The organism is Mangrovivirga halotolerans, from assembly GCF_026241165.1.
Classification (GTDB): Bacteria; Bacteroidota; Bacteroidia; order Cytophagales; family Cyclobacteriaceae; genus Mangrovivirga; species Mangrovivirga halotolerans.
This window is the reverse complement of record NZ_JAPFQN010000002.1, coordinates 178,761-199,967: the sequence shown is the minus strand read 5'-3', so window position 1 is coordinate 199,967 and position 21,207 is coordinate 178,761. Positions and strand designations below refer to the sequence as shown.

17 protein-coding genes are annotated in these 21,207 nt (G+C 35.0%); 11 read left to right on the top strand and 6 right to left on the bottom strand.

All coding sequences use genetic code 11. From position 1 onward, the window contains the following. The first annotated feature begins 71 nt into the window (after window positions 1-71). From OO013_RS02095 to OO013_RS02080, 4 genes are all read left to right on the top strand, one after another. Window positions 72-689, top strand: coding sequence for a hypothetical protein (locus OO013_RS02095; protein WP_266054925.1), 618 nt, complete (start codon window positions 72-74; stop codon window positions 687-689). After that, window positions 689-979, top strand: a complete 291-nt coding sequence (locus OO013_RS02090; protein WP_266054924.1) for a winged helix-turn-helix domain-containing protein — start codon at window positions 689-691, stop codon at window positions 977-979. The genes OO013_RS02095 and OO013_RS02090 overlap by 1 nt, the downstream gene beginning before the upstream one ends. Before the next feature lie 45 nt (window positions 980-1,024). Continuing rightward, window positions 1,025-2,410: a cell envelope integrity protein CreD gene (creD, locus tag OO013_RS02085; RefSeq protein WP_266054923.1), complete on the top strand. Its 1,386-nt coding sequence runs from the start codon at window positions 1,025-1,027 to the stop codon at window positions 2,408-2,410. A 137-nt stretch (window positions 2,411-2,547) separates the two neighbouring features. Beyond that, window positions 2,548-4,095 (top strand): GH3 family acyl-acid amido synthetase, encoded by a 1,548-nt coding sequence (locus tag OO013_RS02080; RefSeq protein WP_266054922.1) that lies wholly within the window; start codon window positions 2,548-2,550, stop codon window positions 4,093-4,095. On the opposite strand, the gene OO013_RS02075 is transcribed toward OO013_RS02080, so the two are convergent. Next, entirely contained in the window at window positions 4,076-4,642 is a 567-nt protein-coding gene (locus OO013_RS02075; protein WP_266054921.1) for a hypothetical protein, read from the bottom strand. The two genes, OO013_RS02080 and OO013_RS02075, sit on opposite strands and share 20 nt — an antisense overlap. A gap of 415 nt (window positions 4,643-5,057) precedes the next feature. Here OO013_RS02075 and dnaN point away from each other — a divergent pair, with 415 nt between their 5' ends. The 3 genes from dnaN (at window position 5,058) to OO013_RS02060 (ending at window position 7,984) form a co-directional block, all read left to right on the top strand. Beyond that, window positions 5,058-6,182, top strand: a complete 1,125-nt coding sequence (gene dnaN, locus OO013_RS02070) for a DNA polymerase III subunit beta (RefSeq protein ID WP_266054920.1) — start codon at window positions 5,058-5,060, stop codon at window positions 6,180-6,182. A gap of 150 nt (window positions 6,183-6,332) precedes the next feature. Continuing rightward, complete coding sequence (locus OO013_RS02065; protein WP_266054919.1) at window positions 6,333-7,538, top strand: alkaline phosphatase; 1,206 nt, start codon at window positions 6,333-6,335, stop codon at window positions 7,536-7,538. Window positions 7,539-7,549: 11 nt separating this feature from the next. After that, complete coding sequence (locus tag OO013_RS02060) at window positions 7,550-7,984, top strand: DoxX family protein (RefSeq protein WP_266054917.1); 435 nt, start codon at window positions 7,550-7,552, stop codon at window positions 7,982-7,984. Window positions 7,985-8,036: 52 nt separating this feature from the next. On the opposite strand, the gene OO013_RS02055 is transcribed toward OO013_RS02060, so the two are convergent. From OO013_RS02055 to OO013_RS02035, 5 genes are all read right to left on the bottom strand, one after another. After that, the gene (locus OO013_RS02055) at window positions 8,037-8,570 is read right to left on the bottom strand and encodes a hypothetical protein (RefSeq protein WP_266054915.1); all 534 of its coding nucleotides are present in this window, start codon (window positions 8,568-8,570) and stop codon (window positions 8,037-8,039) included. An 11-nt stretch (window positions 8,571-8,581) separates the two neighbouring features. Next, entirely contained in the window at window positions 8,582-9,490 is a 909-nt protein-coding gene (locus tag OO013_RS02050) for an ROK family protein (protein ID WP_266054914.1), read from the bottom strand. A gap of 61 nt (window positions 9,491-9,551) precedes the next feature. Next, complete coding sequence (locus tag OO013_RS02045) at window positions 9,552-11,189, bottom strand: hypothetical protein (RefSeq protein ID WP_266054913.1); 1,638 nt, start codon at window positions 11,187-11,189, stop codon at window positions 9,552-9,554. A 38-nt stretch (window positions 11,190-11,227) separates the two neighbouring features. Continuing rightward, complete coding sequence (locus OO013_RS02040; protein ID WP_266054912.1) at window positions 11,228-12,586, bottom strand: sensor histidine kinase; 1,359 nt, start codon at window positions 12,584-12,586, stop codon at window positions 11,228-11,230. Further along, window positions 12,576-13,964, bottom strand: coding sequence for a sigma-54-dependent transcriptional regulator (locus OO013_RS02035; RefSeq protein WP_266054910.1), 1,389 nt, complete (start codon window positions 13,962-13,964; stop codon window positions 12,576-12,578). Before OO013_RS02035 ends, OO013_RS02040 begins: the two co-directional genes overlap by 11 nt. 315 nt (window positions 13,965-14,279) lie before the next feature. On the opposite strand from OO013_RS02035, the gene OO013_RS02030 reads away from it, so the two are divergent. The 4 genes from OO013_RS02030 to OO013_RS02015 are packed head-to-tail and all read left to right on the top strand — an operon-like array spanning window position 14,280 to window position 21,205. Further along, window positions 14,280-15,530 carry an efflux RND transporter periplasmic adaptor subunit gene (locus OO013_RS02030; RefSeq protein ID WP_266054908.1) on the top strand — a complete coding sequence of 417 codons (1,251 nt, stop codon included), beginning with the start codon at window positions 14,280-14,282 and terminating at the stop codon, window positions 15,528-15,530. Between the two features lie 7 nt (window positions 15,531-15,537). Further along, entirely contained in the window at window positions 15,538-16,236 is a 699-nt protein-coding gene (locus tag OO013_RS02025; RefSeq protein WP_266054906.1) for an ABC transporter ATP-binding protein, read from the top strand. A 43-nt stretch (window positions 16,237-16,279) separates the two neighbouring features. Beyond that, window positions 16,280-18,739, top strand: coding sequence for an ABC transporter permease (locus OO013_RS02020; protein WP_266054904.1), 2,460 nt, complete (start codon window positions 16,280-16,282; stop codon window positions 18,737-18,739). 21 nt (window positions 18,740-18,760) lie between these two features. Beyond that, window positions 18,761-21,205: an ABC transporter permease gene (locus tag OO013_RS02015; protein ID WP_266054902.1), complete on the top strand. Its 2,445-nt coding sequence runs from the start codon at window positions 18,761-18,763 to the stop codon at window positions 21,203-21,205. The last annotated feature ends 2 nt before the right edge of the window (window positions 21,206-21,207 follow it).

Here is a 21,207-nt window from a genome sequence, read left to right as displayed (position 1 = left end):
TAATATTTACACCGAGACTATTTGTTTATTCATTTGTTTTATTTTACTTTGTAACTCAAAGTACTTTTAGAATGAATCAACGGAAAAAATATATAGACGATCTTAAAGATATCAGGGAAATGATGAATCGCTCATCGCGTTTTATTTCTCTAAGTGGCATGTCAGGAGTATGTGCAGGAATATTTGCTCTAGTGGGATCTTACCTTATTTATGATTTGCTCTACACCGATGTAGAGCAGTTGGGAACTTACAGATTATCGGTTACTTCAGATCAGGCAACAAAATTGATGGTTATCGGGGCCGTTGTTTTTTTTGCAGCAATTTTTTCTGCGATCTTTTTTACAGTTCGTAAAGCACGAAAAAATAATCAGCGAATCTGGGATTATCAAACCAGGAGACTGCTTGAAAATTTCTTTATTCCATTAACAGGAGGTGGGATAGTTTGCCTGATTCTGCTTTTCAAAGGATATTACGATATCATTGCCGGGTTAACATTAACGGTATATGGCCTTTCCCTGATTAACGCTTCTTCAGTGACTTATAAAGAAGTTAAAAGTCTGGGTATAGCAGAATTGATACTTGGAATCCTTGCTGTAATTTTAACTGGTTACGGGTTGCTTTTTTGGGCAATCGGGTTTGGGGTTTTGCATATAGTTTATGGTGTTTTAATGCAAATCAGGCATAAGTAGTGAAGGAATTCTTAAAGGATCTTAATAAAGCATTTGAAAATAAGGTGAGACTGGGAATTATGTCGGCCCTTATTGTAAATGATGCTGTGGATTTTACCGAATTAAAAAATTTGCTCGGCGTGACTGACGGGAATCTGGCCGGGCACCTTAAATATTTGGAGAAGCATGAATTTGTTGATTATGAAAAAACATTTGTTGATAAAAAACCTAATACTAAATACATGGTGACCAAAAAAGGAAAAGCAGCATTTAAAAAACATATTAAAGCAATTGAGAAACTTCTAAAATAAAATTTTTTATCTAATAACTTTGTAATATAAAGTACTTTAAAAACTATGGAAAATAATGAAAACCCACCAATGCGCAATCAGGAATCACAGTCATACTTTGAGAGGTTGATGACATCCCTGAGAAATTCTGTAATGCTTAAAATGCTAGTTGTAGCGTTTTTGGTATTGTTATTACTTATACCAACCGGAATGATTATAAACCTGATCGAAGAACGCAAGGAACTAAATGAATTCGTTACCGAGGAGGTAAGTGGAAAATGGGCAGGAGAACAAACTTTGGCAGGACCTGTATTAACAATACCTGTAATAGAGAAAAAAAGGACTTCTGATTGGCATGAGGAAGATCCTCAATACAAATATTCAACAAAATATCTGCAGGTTTTACCTCAAAATTTGAAGATTAACGGAGAAGTCGTACCTAATAAATTAAGCCGTGGTATTTATGAGGCCATTGTTTATGAGAGTAATATTCAGATTAGTGGAGACTTTTCTTTCGAGCCAAAAGAAGAACTTGGAAATTATGATAGCATTGATTATCAAAATGCGTTCCTTACTATAGGAATATCCGATCTTCGGGGTGTTGAAGAACGCATAATCGTTAATTGGAATGGAACTGAATCAAAGGTCAGGCCCGGAAGTAGGATTAGAAAAATTATCGAGTCGGGTGTTAGTGCTAATGTAAATGCTGAAGGTCTTAAAAATAAAAATGTATCTTTTGGGTTGAACCTGAAATTAAAAGGAAGCTCCGATCTTTCCTTTATCCCATCCGGAGGAGAAACAATAGTTAAAATGAGATCATCATGGCCTTCACCAAAATTTGGAGGTACAATAATACCAGATGACAGAAACGTAACATCAGAAGGTTTTAATGCAACATGGAAAACCCTGGAAATAAACAGGAATTTTCCTCAGTCGTGGTTTGGAGATGAATATTCAGATGCATTTAACCGTTCATCGTTTGGTCTTTCATTATTAAATCCTGCTGATCAATATCAAAACACACTCAGAGCAGCTAAATATGCTATTTTGACTATTACTCTTACCTTTTTGATATTCTTTTTATCCGAAGCAATTAAAGGGCAAAGAATTCACCCCTTTCAATACATCCTGGTTGGCTTTGCGCTTTGCTTATTTTATGCTCTTCTTATAGCTCTATCAGAACATATGCCATTCAATACAGCTTATCTGTCAGCTTCTATCGCTATAATTAGTATGATATTCTTTTATTCTCTTAAAGTATTTCAGTCAAAAAGGTTCGCTTTTGTGGTCTTGGGCTTACTTGTTGCGCTTTATGGATTCCTTTATGTGACTCTAAAACTGGAAGATTATGCCCTGTTAATGGGAACTTGCGGATTGGCCATTATTCTTGCCTTAACAATGTATTTTACAAGAAATATAAACTGGTATAAATTGAGTAGGGGGACAGCTTAATATTATAACATTTATATAAATAAGGGTGTTGCATAGATATTGTAACACCTTTTTTTATACAAAAAATACGAATACAGGCTAAACTGATATTGTTTTGGTAAATTGAATATAACTCTAATTAAATCAGTGAATAATTAATGGCAATACTTGGGAATATCATTAAGTCTGCTCTTGAATTCAGCGAAAAAGTATTACCGGAGAAGTCTCCTGTAGAAGAACAAAAGGAGGAGCTCCTAAAGCTTCTAAAAAAAGCTTCTTCGACATCATTTGGGAAATATTATGGTTTTAGTAAGATCCTGAAGAGTAAAGACCCCATTAAAAAATTCAGAGAGAATGTACCTCTTCATGATTATACCAGTATTTATGACAGATGGTGGTCTCAGCAAGTCAAGGGCTTTGAAGATATTACGTGGCCCGGTAAGCCAAATTATTATGCGTTAAGTTCGGGCACAACAGGCAGCCAGGCAAAGAGAATTCCTGTAACGGATGATATGCTGGCTTCGATCAGAAAAGTTGGTATCATGCAGTTACTTTCAGTATCTAACTATGATCTTCCAGGTGATTTTTTTGAAAAAGAAATTATGATGCTGGGTAGCAGTACTGACCTTGATAAGGCAGGAGATCATTATGAGGGTGAGATTAGTGGAATATCGGCAAGCAATATACCCTCCTGGTTCAGGGGTGTATACAGGCCCGGTAATGAGATCGCAGCGACTGATGATTGGGATACACGTATAAAAAAGATTATTGAGGATGCCCCTTCCTGGGATATTGGAGCGATTAGTGGAATTCCCTCCTGGAATGAACTAATGTTAAAATCTATCATTAAGCATTATAACCTTAAAAATATCCATGAGATTTGGCCGGGTTTATCAGTTTTTGTGTCAGGGGGTGTTGCGTTTGAACCTTACAAAAAGAGCTTTGAACAACTTATAGGAAGGCCAATCACCATAATTGATACGTATCTTGCCTCGGAAGGATTTTTAGCTTATCAATCCCGACCGAATAAAGACATGGCCATGAAGCTGGCCTTTAATGCAGGGATATACTTTGAGTTTGTTCCTTTTGAAGAAAAGTATACTAATGAGGAGGGGATGATTAAAGAAGGAAGCCCGGTGTATGATATAGGCAGTGTTGAGGAAGGTGTAGATTATGCCTTGATTATTTCAACAAATGCTGGTGCCTGGAGGTATATGATTGGAGATACAATCAGATTTACTGATATAGAAAGAGCTGAAATTATCATTACAGGCCGAACCAAACACTTTCTGAATGTAGTAGGGTCCCAATTATCGGTCATTAAAATGAATGATGCCATCCGCCAGGTTGAGGAGAAATTTGAAATGGCTATACCTGAATTCACTGTTGCCGCAGTACGCGAAGATGATGGAGAATATTATCATCACTGGATAATTGGATCTGACGAAGAGAGAGATTCAACAGAAGTAGGCCGGGAAATTGACAGGTATTTATCAGAATCAAATAAAAATTATGAAGTGGCAAGGGGTAAATCTCTTAAAGGTCTCAAGTTACGGATAGTTCCAACAGAAATATTTTACGATTGGAATGAAGCTAATAAAAAGAAGGGCGGACAAGTAAAAATGCCTCGGGTGATGAAAGAAGATAAATTCAGAGAGTACGTTGAATTTATTAACAAGAGATTATTTAATCAGACTGACCGCTAGAAGAGTCAGTATTTTCTTCTATTAAAGCCATTATTTCTTCAGGAGAGAGATATAAGTTTTTAATTCTGTTTTTATAATCCTCAGGAATGTCAGACCGGTTAAGGATAAAATTTTTGGTCTTTCTTATTTTTCTACCTAATCCCTGGTTAACAGCATATATGTCTGCTGTTTGTTCAGCACTCATAAGAAACTTTTTATTCAAAGAATAGCTTATTCCAAATCCCATCATTGCAAGGGCAGAGCGGTCTTTGTAATCCATTATATGACCAAGTTCATGAGCGATCCAGCCCATCAATACATCTTCAGGCAGATCTTCAACAGGAATTGATCCTTCAGTTAATTGTAAGGCAGGAGTAATTTTTATTCTATATCTTCGTTTGTCTTTTCTCTTAAGTATATCAGAAAAATTAGGTTGAGCCTGCATGAAAGATTTGCTGATATTTTTTGTAAACACAAAGTCTATATGTGTATTTGTCAACTCCGGAAAATATTTCAAAGTCTCATACACTTCTTTTCTGATTTTGTCAGGCACAGTCTTATTTGCCATCATTTGAATAGAATCACAATAATTTTGTGACTTGCTGCTAAAAATAATTGCTAAAAATAATAAGATTGATAATGTGAAATTTTGTTTACCCCTGATCATATCTTTAAAACTACAAAAGAATGATTGCAATCTGAAATATATTGGTTATCACTATGTTGAATATGTTACATCTGTGCTTGTATCTTAAAAAAATATAAAATATTAAGTCAAATTCTTTTTCGATTTGGTAATAATCTTAAAATTTATTGGTGAGAATAATCTAAAAATCCTTTGATTTATTATTGAATAGGGTAATTTTAGTTGTTTAAAAATGACTAAAGGAAATAGTAAGGAAAAGTAGGCGTGTTTTTTTAATCTTACGCTCTTTATTTTATCTTTACGCCCATTAAACAGAACCTAAGATTTAACTGTTACTATGAAGTTCATCGTTTCATCATCAGCATTACTGAAGCAACTCTCCGGAATTAACGGGGTGATCACCTCAAGTCCGGTAGTACCTATATTAGAAAACTTTTTATTTGAAGTAAGTGAAGGTAAATTGACCGTAACTGCTTCAGATCTTCAAACCAGCATGATCACAGAGATCGATGTTGAATCAAAAGAAAGTGGAAGCATAGCTGTTCCGGCAAGAATATTACTTGATACATTAAAGAATTTACCTGAGCAGCCAGTAACTTTTTCAATTGATGAAGATACTTATGCTGTAGAGATCAGTTCTGATAATGGTAAATATAAACTATCAGGTGAAAACGCAACTGATTTTCCAAAGGTACCAACGGTTAGTGACGGGTATTCTTTTAACGTAAGCACAGATATCTTTTCAAAGGCTGTGAACAATACGATCTTTGCGACAAGCAATGACGAATTGAGACCGGCAATGACTGGTGTCTATATGAAATTGACAGATACTAACGCAACGTTTGTGGCAACAGATGGTCACAGACTTGTTCGTTACAGAAGGGTAGATGTCGCTGAAGATATAGACCACCCGATAATTATTCCACGAAAGGCCCTTAACCTATTGAAGGCTACTTTACCTTCAGATAACACAAATGTAAATGTTGAATATAATGCAACTAATGCATTCTTTAAATTCAACAATATTCAAATGATTTGTCGACTTATCGACGAGCGTTTCCCTGATTATGAGAATGTTATTCCAATGGATAACGATAACGAAATGTCGATCGATAAGGGTGAATTTTTAAGTTCTCTAAGAAGGATCAGCATTTATGCGAATAAAACTACTCACCAGGTTAGACTTAAGATTACTGGTAGTGAACTTCAGATTTCAGCTGAGGACCTGGATTTCAGTAATGAAGCTAATGAGAGACTGAGTTGTGAGCACGATGGAGATGACCTCGAAATAGGGTTCAATGCGAAATTCCTTATCGAAATGTTGAATAATGTAGATTCTAAGGAAATATTGATGAAATTTTCAGCACCTAATAGAGCTGGTTTAATATTCCCTAAGAATGGAGATGAAAACGAAGATATTTTAATGCTTGTTATGCCGGTTATGCTTAGCAATTACAATTAAGATTAACTTCTTATATACAATATTAAGTCCTCCCAATTTGAGAGGACTTTTTTATTAACCATAATTAAAATTTAATCGTATGTTAACAGGAAGGGTTTTATTTTATTAGCCTTTCATGCTAATTTTATATTTTTATATAAGGATTTATTCATGATTAAAATTAGGATTCAACTCACTATTGTGATCACGTTGATTGCATTATTTAATTTCTCATGTGATAATAAATTAAATAACGGTGAGAATAATGGACAAAACACTCTTTCTGGTGAGATAAAGAGTGATGATAACTTTAATGAAAGCCAGGTTTATGTTTCAAAAAATTCATATGAAACTGACTTGGAATTGAAGCATACTTTTGACAATACTAAAGTTAAAAACATTATTCTTCTAATAGGAGATGGAATGGGCCCTGCTCAGGTTTATTCAGGAAAGACTGCTAATAAAGGAAATTTATTTTTAGATCACTTTCAAATTGTCGGCAAGTCAAAAACGAATTCTTCAGATAGCTACATTACAGATTCAGCCGCAGGAGCCACAGCTTTTAGTACAGGAGAAAAGACTTACAATGGAGCAATTGGCGTAGACCCAAATGGTAAACCCTTAGAAACTATTCTCGAAATAGCCGAAGATAATGGGTTGTCTACCGGCCTAGTAGCAACAAGTACTATTACTCACGCAACTCCGGCATCATTTATAGCTCATCAACCCGAGCGGAGTATGCATGAAGAGATCGCTGCAGATTTTTTAAAGACCGATATTGATGTTTTTTTAGGAGGAGGAAGGAAGTATTTTAAAAGTCGAAAAGATAAAAGGAATCTTCTTGAGGAACTTGAAAATAAAGGGTATAATCTTTTATTGAAGCCTGAAGAATTACAAGGTAATTTAAAAGGTAAAGTAGCGGGTTTATTTGCTGATGATGAGATGGATAAATACCCTGCCAGAGGAGAGTTTCTTCCGACAGCTACTGAAAAAGCTCTTTCACTTCTTTCTAAAAATGAAAAAGGATTTTTTTTAATGGTTGAAGGTTCTCAAATTGATTGGGGAGGTCATGATAATGATCTGGCATATGTAATCAATGAATTTAACGATTTTGATCGTTCTATTGGAGTAGCATTGAAGTTTGCCAGTCAAAATGAAGGTACTCTGGTTATTGTAACCGCAGATCATGAAACCGGAGGTTTGACTCTTATTAGTGGTGACCTGACAGAAGGAAAAGTTGAAGCTAAATTTTCAACAGATTATCATACAGGAGTTCCTGTACAGGTGTATGCATATGGACCTCAACAGTCATTGTTCTTAGGATCTTATGAAAATACAGCAATTTTTAGTAAAATGATGGAAGCTTTCGGGTTTTAACCGGCTTCTTTATGTCAAAACTATTCTTTTCAACTACTATTAGATCACGGTCTCTTGGAGTAGCCCTTTTAATTTACCGTTCTGCAATTGGTGGTATGTTACTAGGACACGGAATTCCTAAATTGATCAATTTTGAGTCCTTAAGTCAGACTTTTCCTGATCCTTTGGGTTTCGGTTCTGTATTAAGCCTTATACTGGTAATTATTGCCGAGGTGATTTGTGCAATTTTAATTATTGTCGGTTTACTTACTAGGTTTGCTGTAATTCCTGTTTTAATAACCATGTTAGTTGCTGTGTTTATAATTCATGGTGAGGATGGCTTTTCAGCTCAGGAATCGGCACTTCATTATTTTCTGGCAAGTGTATTTTTAATGATCGTTGGTCCCGGGAAATATTCTTTTGATGCCTGGATTTCAAAAAGGAGAAAATCAAAATTCTTTAAATAAAAAAAGCCCGCAATCATTTGATCGCGGGCTTTTTTTATATTTTTTCTTCTTTTTATTGACCTAATATTTTTGCATCAACAAAAAAGTTAGAGTAAACATTTATAACATGATCTTCAGTTAGTATCTGATCAGTAGTGACATCAGTTTTTAATGTGTAAGCTCCTGCTTTAATATACTCTGCCAAATCTACGTCTTGAGTTTCAAGGCTGAATTGTGTTACTCCTGTTGGTACATTCGTTTCTGTTGCGATCAGTTTTTCCGGAAGACCTTCAGCAGAAATATAAATATTGATCTCATTTAAAAAATCAAAATTACCTGCTTCAGGAGAATTAAGTGTTAAATTTAATTCAACCAGCTTGCAAGATTCCACCATATCAGCCCTTGAATCATTACTTTCAAATTCCTGTGATCCGCTAGATTGAACTTCAGGAGTAGTAATATTATCTATAAGGCCTACACTGGTTTGACCTGGAATAGTAAAAGAAGTTTCCTCGTCGTAATAAAATTGAGTAAGACTATCAATCGTTTCGCAACTGCTCAATAAAAATGTAATTACAGTAAAGCTTAAAAATGTTAATTTTCTCATAAAAAGTTAATTTAATCTTCAATACATAAAGATGCAGCTCCTAGTATCCCTGCATTATTCCCCAAAGAAGCTTTTTTGATCTTTAAATCTTCCGTATAATATTCAGGAAGATATTGGCTCAAAACTTTTCGTATCTCTGGCTCAATGATTTTTAATCCGGCAGACAATCCACCGCCGACATATATATCATTAATATCCAAAAGACGTAAAGTGGTAACCAGCGCCTTTCCTAAAAGTTCTCCAACTTTTTGAAAAACTTTGATTCCTACAATATCACCTTCTAATCCTGCAAGTGCGACATCTTTCGGGCGAAATGATTTTAGGTCATTGATCTCACTTTCCGGGTGTTCCTGAAGAATATTCAGTGTCATCCTCATGATTCCTTTTTTTCCGATATATGACTCAAGAATCTTGCCATCTTCGGATAATATATGACCAAGTTCCAGGGCATTACCTTTTCCTCCATTAAAGATCTTTTTATTAAAGATTAATCCTGAACCCACTCCAGTGCCTAGTGTAATAAATAAAAAAGTTTCTGGCATCTTACCCGAGCCGAAATTGTATTCTCCTAAGGCAGCTGCATTGGCATCATTTTCCAATTTAAATACCTTGTCAGGAAAAGCATTTTGGAGCTCTTTATAAAATTTCCTTCCTCCGAGATTTGGGATATTAGGTAAATTGAGAATTTTCTTACGATCTCCAGAAAGCATTCCAGGCAATCCAATACCTATTCTATCTATTTCCGGAAACCGTTTGATCTCACTACCCATTACTTCAATAAAATGGTTGATAAAGGTGGTGTCATCGGGCCTGTCTTTAGTAGTGCTATATTTTATTTTCTCAAGGATCTTACCTTTTTCACTGACAACCCCGATTTTTATATTAGTACCTCCTACATCTACACCAAAATATTTTTTCATAAGTATTTGCGGTTTGTTTTTTCTAAAAATAGTCAATCACCTATAAATCTTAAAATTCATTTTATTCTGTTGCGATATAGTTTGGAGGCATTCCTTTATGTTTTCTTAATAATGTTGAAATTGCTCCTGTTTTCAAGCTGTTTGCCATGAAATGAAAGACAGATTTTGTTTGAACTCGGTCAAATTTTATTTCCCCATAATGGAAATGTTTGTCTCCAACCTGATTATTTGAATCTAAAAGTTTGTTGGCTAGAAATGTTTCTACAGGTTTTTCTTTAGTGGTTTTGTGCTTGTGAAATAGTTCTACTTTTAGATTCGTATAGGGCATTAACAGCCATCCATATGAACTATCATGATTTCCTGTGAAAGAAAAAGTTAAAGGTTCTAAATTTCCGGCTATTTTCATGTGGGTTATAGGAGTTATAAATGAGTTTAAAGAAGACATTTTCATGCTGGAGAGTTTACCTGTTGCAGTAAATGTTTGGCCGGGACTATCATAATTTCCTTTGATATTAATTACCAGGGCGGTACCATCCATGAATTTACTCCGCGCATTTATTATATAATCACTATTTAGGGTGATTTTATCTTGAAGATTAGTGAGATTGAATATCTCAGCGTTTAACGATGTAATGTTTAGTTTTAAGAGGTCTACATTAACATTGATCTGCTTTTCGGAATATTTTACCAAAGAATTTTTTAGTATAAGTTTTGGGATGAAAAATTTAACAGGTGTTGACTTTATCATTCCGGCAAATAGGGGTTTTACTGGTTGTTTAGGAAGAGGAAGGGTTTTGTTTCTGAACAATTCGAGACGGACAGAATCAACTAACATCGAATCTAATTTAATATAGGCATCCAGTGAATCGATAACAGGATTAAACATTGTTAATGATTTCACTTTAATAGTCGGGATATCTGTCTGGAATCCTTTTTTTAAAGAAGTTTCATAAACAGGATAATTTGGGATATATTTTATTCCATTAATTGTTAATTTTTTGTTCTTATAATTCATTGCCTGAATCGTATAATCAAACAGACTATCTACATCATGATATTTGATATTGTGTACGGAAATGACAGCATTTTTTAAATCATAAGGTTTATCTCTATGGATCATTGCACTATCCGTTCTTATCTGAGTGATCCTGATATTTACTGGTCCTGCGCTAAGTTGAAGTTTTGTATTATCATGTGAATAATAAAACTTGTAATTAGAATTTTTAAGTTCAAGCCCTTTTAGAAGGAATCCTGAAGATATTATTTTCCATATCTGATTTTGGCTATTCTGATGGGTGACATCAGTTGAATCTGTTGAATTGATTTGTTTTCTAAATAGAGATACATCAAGATTATCTACACGAAGCAGATTAGCATCAAATTTATTACTAAATAATAATTTAGGTATTGAAATCCCTGATAATAAAAATTGATTAGCTGTTGCTTCTAAATAATTTTTCGAGGTGTCTCTTTTTAAGCTATCGTGAGGTGATATTTTTATACCAGATAAGCGGACACTTTCTGAAAAAATTGAAAGATCAACATCGCGGACTTCAAACTTATGTCCTGATTTAGCATTGTTGATGGCATTTAAGACTTTTCTTTCAGTAATAAATTTGAGAGATATTAATCCAATCAACAAAATGATTGAAATTAGAATTACCCAAAGCCATTTTTCTTTTAAAATAGATGGTGCCATCTATTTAAATTACGCGATTACTTTATAAAATGCATATTCTAAGCCCTGAAATGTAAACTGAAAGTAGTTTCTTTCCCTACTTCTGAATGAGTTTTTATATCACCACCATGTAATTGCATGATTTGTCTTGCCAGTGCAAGGCCGATACCTGATCCTTCTTTTTTAGTAGTATAAAAAGGTATGAATATCCGTTCAAGTTTAGATTGATCTATACCGGGACCATTATCGGTTACGGCAATACAACCAAGACCTTGACCGTTATTGAATGCTTTAATAGCAATATTTCTTTTCTCTTGTTGAAGTAGTGCTTCTCTTGCGTTTTTAAGTAAATTGATCAATACCATTTCAATAAGCTCTTCATCAGCATTGATCATCATTTCATCAGGTTTTACTTCACATAATAATTCAATATTGTCTTTTTGAAAATCTTCTTTTAATAATTGTAATATAGACTGAAGTAAGATCTTAACATTGACAGGTCTGATGTCAGTTTCAGGAATGTTACTGTATTCCCGATAAGCATTGACAAACCTTAGCAGACCACGACTGCGATTTTCAATCGTTTTTAGTCCGTCACAAAGGTCTTGATAAGATTCTTCTTCGATTTTGAAATCACCGTTATCCATTTGGCTGGCATCTTCTACAATGATCTCATTCAGAGAACTTATTAATGTCGATATTGGAGTAATGCTGTTCATGATCTCATGGCGCAAAACCTTTGTTAGATTTTGCCATGCTTCCAGTTCGTGTTTTCTTAACTCATTCTGGATATTCTGAATGGCAACTAAAGTCCAGTTCTGACCCTCCATTTTGAGTCCTGTTGTATTAATTGAAAGCTGTGTATCAGGATCAGTTTTTAATAAATAATTCTGGCCAGGACCTAATTTCTTGAAAGTTTCGTACAATTTATTATTTACTACTTCCAGATCTTCTATGTTTTTCATCTGACCTATTCCAAGAAGTTTTTTAGCCGAGTTATTTATTATGCCTATCCGACCTTCAGAATTGTATGAGATGATACCGGTTTGAATATGTTGAAGAACAGTATATAATACCAGGTTTTGTGTCTCTGCTTCAGACCGTATCTTTTTAAATGCATTTAAAACTTCATTAAATGCATTATTCATAATTTTAAAAGTCTTTCCTTTATTATTGTGAGTACTGAAAGTTGAATTGAAGTCAGCATATCTTATCGATTCCAAAAAACGGGTAACTTTTATATTGATATCATTACAATAATAAATAAGGCTCCCCATTGTGAACAGCGTAAAAACAACCCAGATAAAAAATAAAAGTGAAAAGCCGTCATTAATAAATGCCAGGCATGCCAGGCAAGTAAAAGCAGTAATAATTATTACCCTGAAAATTACTCCGATTATAAAATTTTTAAAGACCATATTTCTCTAACCTCCTATATAATGATGACCGGGTCAGCCCTAATTCCTGTGCTGCCTGAGTAACATTTCCATTAAATTTCTTAAGTGCTTTTCTAATGAGGATTTTTTCGACTTCCTCAATATTCAATTGGTCCAGACTTTCTTCATTAAAACTTTTAGAATGTGGAGCTCCAAGATTGCTGAAAACATCCTCAGGCTGAATAATCTTATTATTAGTCATTATTATTGCACGCTCAATAGCATGTTGTAATTCCCTGACATTTCCAGGCCATTGGTATTTTTGCATTCTGGATATAGCTGCTTCACTAGCTTTGACCACTTCCTTGTTATACTTTTTGGTGTAATGCTGAATGAAGTGATCAGTTAATAAAGGAATATCTTCAATTCTGTCTCGCAATGCAGGTAATTGAACTTCAATCGTATTGATTCGATATAACAGATCCTGTCTGAATCCACCACCATTAACCATCTCGTTTAATGGCATGTTAGTAGCGGAGATCAATCGGATATCTATATCAACTTCTTTATTGCTTCCAACACGAGTTACCCTTCTATTTTGAAGAACAGTCAATAATTTTGCCTGATGTGCTGGTGAAATATTTCCAATTTCATCAAGGAACAAGGTGCCTTTATTAGCCATTTCGAATCTTCCTGCCCGATCTGCTTTAGCATCGGTAAAAGATCCTTTAACATGACCAAACAGTTCACTTTCAAATAGAGTATCTGTAACTGCACCCAGGTCTACAGAAACAAAAGCTTCATCACTACGGTGAGATGAACGATGAATAGCTCTTGCAATCAATTCTTTTCCTGTTCCATTTTCTCCGGTAATTAAAACATTGGCATCAGTAGATGCAACCCTTTCTATTGTTTCAAAAACACGTTGCATGGCGGGGCTTTGACCAATTATTTCAGAGAATTTCTTATCAAGATCAGCATACAACTGCTGCTTTTCTCCTTTCAAGGCATCTACCTCCAGTTTGCTTTGTCGCAATTTTAATGCAGAATATAACGTCCCCAATAATTTTTCATTTTCCCAGGGTTTTAATACGAAGTCAGTAGCACCTTCTTTAATAGCACGTACTGCAAGATCTACATCGCCATACGCAGTAATTAAAACCACAACAGCAGCCGAATCGATTTCAAGGATCTTATTTAACCAATGAAAACCTTCTGAACCACTACTCACATCCTTAGTGAAATTCATATCAAGAAGAATGACATCATAATGTTCATTGTTAAGAAGATTTGGGATATTCTCAGGTTTAGATTCTGTATCTACTCTTAAAAAGTGTCGCTTTAAAAAAATCCTTGCTGCCCTGAGAAGATCTTCATTGTCATCGACTATTAAAATAGTGCCTTGTTTTACTTCGCTCATATTTTGTTATCTATTCTACTAAGATAAAGGCTAAAACCATACCATAATAAAAAAGCGCTCTTCCTTAATGGATCTTGAATTGACGTAAAATGTCCGAATTTAATAAATTCAACGTTTTTGGCCATTTTTTTCCTTTAAATTATTTTTAAGCTTTATTCCTAAGATAATATATTAGTGAATAAGGGTGTCCGTCAGCGGACGGTTTTGTTCGGCCTGGTACACTTTGAATTATAAAAGTGGCTGAAATAGTGCTTTTAGACCATGTTTTGTTCTGGCACGACTTTTTCAATATAGTATTTGAAAAATAATTTTTTTATGGATCGAAAAATTGAAACCAAACGTTGGACCTGGAAAAAAATTAGCGGAGTTTTATTAGCTTCGATAGTTGTCATTTTTTTAGCATTTCAGCTGATATTTGGTGATAACAGAAGTTCTTTGAATGTTGAGTCAGAACGAATAACTACAGCAACTGTAAAGCAAGGAGCATTTCAAGAGTTTATTCCTGTAAATGGTAATGTAGCCCCTGGGGAAGTTTATTATCTGGATGCAATAGAAGGAGGAATAATACAAGAAGTAATCAGGGAATCTGGAGCCAGTGTCAAGGAAGGGGATACAGTTTTAATGCTGACAAACTCAAAACTTCAGCTTGACGTCATGCAAAGAGAAACTCAGCTATATGAGCAAATCAATAATTTGCGTCAGACCAGGCTGCTTCTTGATCAGAACGACCTGAGCCAGCGAGCACAACTTGCTGAAATTGATTATCAGCTTAATATTTTAGAACCTCAGTATCAACGAAGCAAAAAGCTTTACAACGAAAAATTGATCAGTGAGCAGGAGTTTGAACAAATAGAAGAGCAACTAAAATATAATAAAAACCGCCGTTCGCTAACTTACCGGTCTTATCGCAATGATTCAATAGCAAGAGCGATCCAGATGAACCAGTTATATCAATCTGAAAAGAGAATGGTAAGAAGCCTTGAAGCGGTAGGACAGATTCTGGATAATCTGATTATTACTGCACCTGAATCCGGACAGTTATCAGCACCTCAATTAGAGGTTGGGCAATCTGTCAATGCTGGTCAGCGACTTGGACAAGTGGATGTTATGGATAATTATAAAGTGAGAGTAAGTATAGATGAGCTTTATTTGCCACGAGTAGATATCGGTCAGAAGGGGACATTTACATTTACAGGAAACCAATATACATTAAAAATCAATAAGATCTATCCGAACATCGCTGACGGAAGATTTCAGGTAGATATGGTTTTTGCCGGAGAGGTACCTGAAGGAATAAGAAGAGGTCAAACTTTAAGGATAAGATTAGAATTAGGCAATCTGGAACAAGCAATACTACTACCAACAGGTGGATTCTTTAATGACACCGGTGGTCGTTGGATTTATGTATTGAATAGTGAGGGTACAAAAGCCTATAAAAAAGATATATCTATCGGAAGAAGAAATCCGGACTATTATGAAGTATTAAATGGGCTTGAACCAGGTGACAGGGTGGTTATTTCAGGCTACGATAATTTTGGTGATAACGAAGTATTGAATTTAAAATAAATATAAAATGGAAAATATTTTAAAAACTGTAGATCTGCAAAAATTATATCGAACAGAGGAAGTAGAGACAACTGCTCTTAATGGTATCAATATAGAGATCAAAAAAGGTGAATTTGTTGCGATAATGGGGCCTTCTGGTTGCGGTAAATCCACGCTGTTAAATATCCTAGGCTTATTAGATAATCCAAGTTCGGGAGAGTATCATTTTATTGATACCGAAGTTTCAAATCACTCAGAAAGACAAAGAGCTAAACTTCGAAAAGGAAATATAGGGTTTGTATTTCAGAGCTTTAATCTGATCGATGAACTAACAGTTTTTGAAAATGTAGAATTGCCTCTTCTTTATTTAAAAGTACCTTCAAGCGAAAGAAAGCAGAAAGTGGAAGAAGTACTCCAGCGAATGAATATTATGCATCGCAGAAATCACTTCCCTCAGCAATTATCCGGAGGACAGCAGCAACGTGTTGCTATTGCCAGAGCGATTGTTGCCAGACCTGCAGTAATACTTGCAGATGAGCCTACTGGTAACCTTGATAGTGCAAATGGCGAAGAGGTAATGCGTTTGCTAGAGCAACTTAATGGAGAAGGTACTACCATCGTAATGGTTACGCACTCTCCTCATGATGCGAATTATGCCCACAGGATCATTAATCTGTTTGATGGCCAGGTGGTTACCGAAAATATTAAAGAACAATTCCATGTATAAAGGATCCGCAATGATCCGATGACCATCTATTAATCTCACCATCATGTTTAAAAATTATTTCAAAATAGCATTCAGGAACTTATGGAATACAAAATTCTATTCCACAATTAACATCCTTGGCCTTGCCATAGGAATAGCCTGCTGTATACTTATTGTACTTTTTATTCTCGATGAAGTGAGTTACGATAAGCATTTTAAAGATTCTGATCGAATTTACCGGGTCACCAGTGAAATAAACTTTGGCGGAAATCATAATCACTATACAACAGGGCCAGCTCCCCTTGGGATGGCACTCCTGGAGGATTATCCTTATGTAGAAAGTTACGGAAGATTTCGAACCTGGGGTGATTTCCTGATGAAAGTGAATGAGGGAGATCAAAATAAAAAAGAGTACGGCGTCGTTTTTGCTGATTCCTCGATTTTTACTGTTTTTTCAATTCCATTTTTACATGGAGACCCAGGTAAAGTACTAAAAGAACCGAATACAGTAGTGATTTCGGAATCAATTGCCCTGAAATATTTTGGAGAGACTGATGTGATTGGTAAAACTCTCCTGGTTGATGATGATAATAAATTTAGAATTGACGGGGTCATTAAAGATCTTCCAACTAATACGCACTTTGATTTTGCAGTGTATTTTTCAATGCTAAACAGGGAGGATAGTAAAAATGATATATGGTTAAGTAATAATTTTCAAACCTATTTTAAGTTAAAAGAGGGGGTGGATCCCGAAGAATTTGAAGCTCGGATTAGAGAGGATTTTTTAACCAAATACATTGGGCCTCAAATCACTAATTTACTGGGCACAACATACGACGCTCTTGAAAATGAGGGTAGTTTTGTTAAATATCATATTCAGCCTGTAGAGGATATTCATTTACATTCACAATTGAATAATGAATTATCTGCAAATGGTGATATAAAATATATCTATATTTTTAGTACTGTTGCCGGCATAATACTTTTAATCGCATGTATAAATTTCATCAATTTATCCACTTCACGGTCTTTAAAGAGGTCTAAAGAAGTAGGGATCAGGAAGACATTAGGATCAAGAAAGAAACAGCTGGTTTTTCAATTTTTAACAGAGAGCCTGATTATATCATTCTTTTCCTTATTACTTGCTGTTTTAATAGTTGAATTGGTAGTGCCAATCTTCAATAATACTTTTGATAAACAGATTTCCACAGATTACTTTACACAACCTCAGCTATTATTGGTTTTAATATTTATTTTGATATTAACTGGCTTAGCAGCAGGAAGTTATCCGGCGTTGATGCTTTCGTCTTATAAGCCGGTGGAAGTTCTGAAAGGTGGTAAAGTTGTAGGAAAAGGTTCCTTTTCATTAAGAAATATATTGGTAGTAGGGCAGTTTGCTATTTCAATTATTCTAATAATCGGAACTCTCGTTATCACAGGTCAGCTAAATTATATACAAAATAAAAACCTGGGATTTGAAAAGGATCGGGTATTAATCATTAATGATGTTTGGAATTTAAATGATCAAGCTAAGGTATTTAAAGAAAAAGTCAGTGGTCTGGCTTCGGTAAGTAATACATCCTTAACTAGTTTTCTGCCAGTAGAAGGTTATAGCAGGAGCGATAATATGTATTGGAGAAATGGCACAAATCCATCACCGGAATCATCAGTAAGTATGCAAAGCTGGGGAGCAGATGGAGATTATTTCAATACTCTTAATTTAGAATTTATCGATGGACAGGCTTTTGATTCTGATGCACCTTCAGACTCTGCTACTGTGGTATTAAATGAGTCCGCAATAAATCAATTTGGATTCAAGGGAAATCCAGTTGGGCAATATATTCATTCCTTTGGTTTTGATGATGTTACCGGCCAAATAGACAGAGAAACAATTCTGGCTTATAAAGTAATTGGGATAGTTAAAAATTTCCATTTTAATTCGCTTAAAGAAAGCATAACCCCGTTGGGAATTTTCAATCGTAATAATAGGGGTGTCTTATTAGTCAAATTGAAATCTGAAGATTATAAAAATCAATTAGCGGCTATTGAACGCATTTGGAATTCAATTAGTCCGGACCAGCCTTTCTTATATAATTTTCTTGATAGCGATTTTGAATCGATGTATGTCGCAGAACAGCGAGTGAAAAAGTTAATGCTGGTTTTTTCAGGATTGGCAATACTTGTAGCCTGCCTGGGACTTTTCGGACTTTCTGCTTTTACGGCAGAAAAGAGATTTAAAGAAATTGGTGTCCGAAAAGTGATGGGTGCAGAGACTAACCAGGTGGTATTTATGCTGCTCGGAGGATTCATGAAACTAGTCTTTATAGCATATTTGATCGGAGTGCCTATAGCATGGTTTGCCATGAAAGAATGGTTACAGGACTTTGCCTATAAAACCGATATTAATGCTTCCTATATTTTAGGTGCTCTTATACCGGCATTTCTCATTGCACTTATAACAGTATCCTATCAATCGGTAAAAGCCGCACTTAGCGATCCGGTTAAGGCTTTAAGAAATGAATAGAAAATCTAATCAATAACCAGTATGTGGATCAATTACTTTAAAATAGCCTTAAGAAATCTTCTTGCTAAAAAGCAGTATACAATTATAAACCTGGTTGGTTTATCTGTCGGGTTAGGAATTTCAATGATTATACTCTTTTTTATTGTTCAGGAGCATAGCTATGATAAATTTAATTCAAATTATGATCGGATTGCCAAGGTTATGATGCATGAGGTGGTGGACGATGAAGAAAATTATTCTACTTCAACACCACCAGTATTAATGCCCACGATAAAAGAAGAGTTTCCACAGGTAGTAGCTTCTACTCGTTTTATCAATACCTTAAATATGACCAGGGTAGCCGGGGGAAAGAGTATTAATCAACTTACACATCTGGTTAGTTCTGATTTTTTCCAGATTTTTGATTTTGAATTTGTAGGTGGGACACCTGAAAATGCTTTGTCCTCCTATTCTAATGTAATTATAACAGAATCCATAGCTAAAAAATATTTTGGTTCTACTGATGTGATCGGTCGTCCCATGGAAATCCAGGTTGGCCCTGAATACGAAGAATACCTTGTTTCAGGAGTGGTAAAGGATCCAGGTTACAATTCTAGTATACAGTTTGAGGTTATTCTTCACGATGAACAATTTAAACAGGTTTTTGGCAAAGACGGATTGGAAGGATGGTTCAATGTATTTGGAGAAACTTTCATACTACTTGAGAAAGATGTTCCATTTAAAGAAGTTGAAAGCATATTGCCTAAAATGGTTAAAAAAGCTCTAGGTGAAGAGTATGTTGAAGGAACATATTGGTTTTCTTTATTACCATTATCTGATCTTCATGTTAATGGTGAAGATCCTGCTGGAATGTCTATAACCACTGATCCGCAATTACTTAGAATATTGGGTGGTATAGCCATTCTTATTCTGGTTATTGCCTGTATAAACTTTACAACCATGGCGATTGGCAGATCTATCACCAGATCAAAAGAAGTTGGAGTGAGAAAAACAATGGGTGCTCGATATAATCAATTGTTCATCCAGTTTATGGTTGAGGCTTTTCTTATAACCCTTTTTTCTGCTTTGGTTGGGATTGTATTGGCAAAATTAATATTACCAGTATTTAATAACCTGTTTGATAAAAATGTAATACTCCTTTTTGAGTCTAAGTATATTTTTATTCTGTTGGGATTGATTGTAGTAATAACTTTTGCAGCAGGTGTATATCCGGCAATCTTTCTTTCCTCTTTAAAACCTGTAAGAGTACTTAAATCTCACTTGACATTGAGTTTTGGGAAACAAAATCTACGTAAAGGATTACTTGCCTTTCAGTTTTTTATATCAATATTTCTGATCACCTGTACTTTAATAATGTACAGGCAGATCGAACAAATAAGAAACTTTGACCTGGGTTTTGATAAAGAAGCAATAATTCAAATACAGGTTTCACCTAAACCATCTCCCGACCTGGTACCCTATGTAAACAACGGATTTAAAAAGACTGTACCTTTCTTGAATGCCCTCAATAATAACAGCTTCATAGAAAAAAGTGCCACTACTTTGGCTACCTATGGTAATAATACCTGGTGGGCAGGAGGTTTTCCATTAGCTGATGGTAGTATGTTTAGATTTAGAATGAACATTGTTAGTCCTGATTATGCTGAAACCATTGGGCTTGAATTTTCTGATGGAAGGAATTTTTCTGATAACCCAGCTGATAGTTCAGCAATGATCATCAATGAGAAGATGGCTGAATTATTGGGAATGAAGAACCCAATTAATGAACAATTACCAAGTGTTGAAAAATTTGATCCTCATAAGATTATTGGTGTGGTTAAGAACTTCCATCATGCATCACTTTATGATGATATCGAACCTATAGTACTTGTTCTAAACCCGGACTTAATATTTTCTGGTCTTGCCCATCTCAATATTCCTGGGGGGCTCACGCCAACAGTAATAGCTAAGATTAACGCAGAGGATTTTGGCGATAAAATTGAGGAAATTGAAGAAATATATACTTCAATTTATCCGGGTGAGCCATTTGAATTCAGGTTTCTGGATGAAACAATTCAAAGGCAATACGAGGAAGATGAAAAATTGAGTAAAATGGTGACCGCTGGTGCTATTATTTCAATAATAATTGCAGCAATGGGACTATATGCACTGGTATCCCTGGCAATCAATAGCCGAACAAAAGAAATTGGCATACGGAAAGTAATGGGCGCTGATACTTTATCCTTGTCCGGGATGTTCAATATGGAATTTATTAAAGTTACAATTATAGGAATAATCATTGCTTTGCCGGTGAGCTTACTTTTTATGCAAAAATGGCTGAGTTCATTTGTTTATCAGGAAGTAAACTGGCTGTGGATAATGGTCATTGCAATACTAATTGGATTGGTTTTTACTCTGAGCATCGTAACGGTCAATACCTTAAAGGCTGTTTGGGTAAATCCGGTTGAAACATTAAAAGACGAATAATT